The organism is Kocuria rhizophila, from assembly GCF_003667225.1.
GTDB lineage: Bacteria > Actinomycetota > Actinomycetes > Actinomycetales > Micrococcaceae > Kocuria > Kocuria rhizophila.
The window spans coordinates 1-3,186 of sequence record NZ_RCOM01000137.1 but is presented as its reverse complement, the minus strand read 5'-3'; the positions used below and the strand labels follow the sequence as shown (position 1 = coordinate 3,186).

Below are 3,186 nucleotides of genomic sequence, written 5' to 3'. Positions count from 1 at the left end.
CAGCAGGGCCACCCCGGTGGTGACGAAGACGTCGGCCAGGTTGAAGGTCGGGAACCAGCTGGTGTGCAGGTAGTCCACCACCCCGTTGCCGTCGAGGCGGTCGAGGAAGTTCCCGGCCGCACCCCCGAGCATCAGGACCGCCCCGGCCCGCACGAGCCGGGTCATGGTGGCGGCTGTGGACAGCAGATACCAGGTCAAGCCGGCGATGATGAGCCCGGTGGCGGCGATGATGACCCATGACGGGAAGGCGGCACCCAGGCTGAAGGCCACCCCGGGGTTGTAATGCAGCCGCAGATTGAGCAGTCCCAAATCCACTGTCGCTCCCCCCGAGAGCCCGGCCACAGCGGCGGCCTTCACTCCCAGATCCGCTCCGGCCAGAAGAAGCGCCCCCACCACCAACACGATCCGAGGGCGGCGGGTCGACCCGGGGTGGTGCTGCTTCGAGGCCGCCGGTGTGCCGGCCGAGGAAAGGCCCGAGGGGCCGCCGCGGGTATGGCGCATCAGTGGGTCTCCTCCATCGGTGGGGCCAGGGGTGCAGGGGCGGATCGGGCAGGCTCGAGGGCCCAGGGCATCGTAGCCACCGCAGCTGGGGCGCACCCGGGAGTGCGCTGGCGTCGCCAGGGCCTTGCGGCGGGGTGGGGCGCCCAGGCGAAACCCGCTCCGCAGAGACGGTGCCCGCTCCGCCGTGGTCATCGCCTGGGGGCGATATTAGCGCAATAATCGATCACGGCCGTTGGCCCGCTGTCCGGACCGGCGCCCGCCCAGACCAGGGCTTCGGGCGAGCCCGCGGCCATGGAACCTCCACGCAGACCCAGGACACGGCATGCCACCACACACTCTCCGCCTGTTGCTCGATGCCCGCGCGGCCCGACGAGGTGACGCCGAGGGCCTTGCCCGTCGGCAACGGGACCAACTGGCGGACATGGTGGTGCACGCCCGGACCGCTTCCCCGTACTACCGCCGCCACTACCAAGGTCTGCCGGCCACCATCACCGACCCGCAGCTGCTGCCGATCACCACCAAGGCCGAGCTGATGGCCCACTTCGACGAGTGGGTGACCGACCCGGCCGTCACCCTCGCCGATGTCGAGGCGTTCGTGGCCGATCCTGCCCTGATCGGCCACCAACTGGCCGGCCGCTACACCGTGGCGACCCCCTCCGGCACCACTGGTGTCCGCGGGCTGTTCCTGGTCGACAGCACCTCCATGGCGGTGACCTCCGCGATGGCCGTGCGGATGCTCACTGACTGGCTTAGCGCAGCCGACCTGGCCCGCCTCCTCACCCGGGGCGGGCGCCTGGCCATCGTGGCCGCCACCGGCGGGCATTTCGCCTCCGGGGCGGCCGCCGCGAGCCTGCGCCGGGGCCGGGCCGCTTCCCGTGTCGGCGCCTTCTCGGTCCAAGACCCCCTGCCGCAGCTGGTGGCCCAGCTCAACGCCTTCGACCCGGTCGTACTGGCCCCCTACGCCTCCACCGGGCGGTTGCTGGCAGCAGAACAGGAGGCCGGGCGACTGCATATCCACCCGGCCCTGGTAGTGCTCTCAGCCGAGGGGCTGCCCGAGGAGGAGCACCCCCGGATCGCGCAGGCCTTCGGAGCCAAGGTGCGCCACAGCTACGCCGCCACCGAGTGCCCGTTCCTCAGCTACAGCTGCCAGTACAACTGGTCGCACGTCAACAGCGACTGGGTGCTCCTCGAGCCGGTCGATGCCGATTATCAGCCCGTGGCCGACGGGCAGCCCTCACACACCGTGCTGGTGTCCAACCTGGCCAACCGTATCCAGCCGATCCTGCGCTACGACCTCGGCGACAGCGTGCTCGTCCGCCCCGACCCCTGCCCATGCGGCAACCCGCTACCGGCCATCCGCGTCCAGGGCCGTACCGCCGACCTGCTCCCCTTCGCCCGCCCCGACGGCACCGCCGCCACGCTCACCTCACTGACGCTGAGCTCGGTCCTGGACCGGATCCCCGGGATTCAGCAGTCCCAGATCGTCCAGACCGGACCCACCAGCCTCACCCTGCGGCTGCGCCCGGCCCCCGGCACGGACCCGGCCAGTGCCGGGCAGGCCGCCCACGAGCAGATCACCCACGTGCTGACCGACCACGGCCTGGGGCACGTGCGACTCACCCTCGACCCCGAGCCCCCGCACCTGACCGCCGGGGGGAAACTGCGCGTGGTCATCCCGTGGAAGCCGTCCTGATCGCAGAGACACCAGCACCGATTCCGCTCCGGCAGGAGGGGGAACCCCGTTGCTATGATCGACGTATGGCGATCATGTCTGACTGTGCAGATGCCGGCCTGAACCCGGCCGCGGCCCTGTTCCACTCCCTGGGAGACCCCAAGCGGCTGGCCATCGTGCGGCGGATGGCCCACGGCGAGGTCCGCGTCGGGGATCTGACCGCCGAACTGGGCCTGGCCCAGTCCACCGTCTCCGCCCACGTGGCCTGCCTGCGCGAGTGCGGGCTGGTGCAAGGCCGCACCCAGGGGCGCAGCATCTACTACTCCCTGAGCCGTCCCGAGCTGATGGACCTGCTGGCCACCGCAGAGGGCCTGCTGGCCGCCACCGGCAACGCGGTGGACCTGTGCCCGACCTACGGCACGGCCGCCCAGCAGAACCACCAGAACCACACCGCCGCAGTCGCCCCCCAGCCATAAACCCTGCAGCGCTGCGCCCGTCGCGGTGAAACCCAGGTGTTGGGGCGCCGGTCTGACCGGTGGGCCCTCGCCCCAATCTCAGGAGAAACTTCCAGCCGTGTCCTGCCCCGCCGTCCGCCCGACTGCCAGAGGCGTCCACCCCGAACGTCTCGGCGGCGCATCTGATGCCTCGTCGTCCCGCAGGAGCGGGGAGGGGCGGGCATGAGCATCGGAGGCTACTTCGCCGAGACCGTGAACTCCGGGGCCCTACTCATCGCCGCGCCCCTGGCGATGATCGCCGGGATCGTCTCCTTCGTCTCCCCGTGCATCCTGCCGCTGGTGCCGGGCTACCTCGGCTACGTCTCCGGGCTGACCAATCCCACCAGCCCGGACAATCGCCGACGGGTGCTGGCCGGGGTGGGGTTGTTCATCCTCGGCTTCGCTGCAGTTTTCACTCTCTACGGGGCGGCCTTCGGCACCCTGGGCGGGTGGCTGGTGCGCTGGCAAGATCCCATGATCCGCACCCTGGGCCTGCTGGTCATCCTCATGGGACTGGTC

The 3,186-nt window shown here is 70.8% G+C and carries 4 protein-coding genes; 3 read left to right on the top strand and 1 reads right to left on the bottom strand.

Features of this window, described 5'->3' with window-relative positions; translation table 11 throughout:
* Positions 1-501 (bottom strand): signal peptidase II (lspA, locus tag D9R02_RS11540; RefSeq protein WP_121566950.1); only part of this gene is annotated, 501 nt, incomplete at its 3' end.
* Positions 502-823: 322 nt separating this feature from the next.
* Here lspA and D9R02_RS11535 point away from each other — a divergent pair.
* From D9R02_RS11535 to D9R02_RS11525, 3 genes are all read left to right on the top strand, one after another.
* Complete coding sequence (locus D9R02_RS11535) at positions 824-2,194, top strand: phenylacetate--CoA ligase family protein (protein ID WP_259463964.1); 1,371 nt, start codon at positions 824-826, stop codon at positions 2,192-2,194.
* A 65-nt stretch (positions 2,195-2,259) separates the two neighbouring features.
* The gene (locus D9R02_RS11530; protein WP_019311192.1) at positions 2,260-2,649 is read left to right on the top strand and encodes an ArsR/SmtB family transcription factor; all 390 of its coding nucleotides are present in this window, start codon (positions 2,260-2,262) and stop codon (positions 2,647-2,649) included.
* Positions 2,650-2,850: 201 nt separating this feature from the next.
* On the top strand, positions 2,851-3,186 hold a 336-nt coding region (locus tag D9R02_RS11525; RefSeq protein ID WP_220700426.1), incomplete at its 3' end, for a cytochrome c biogenesis CcdA family protein.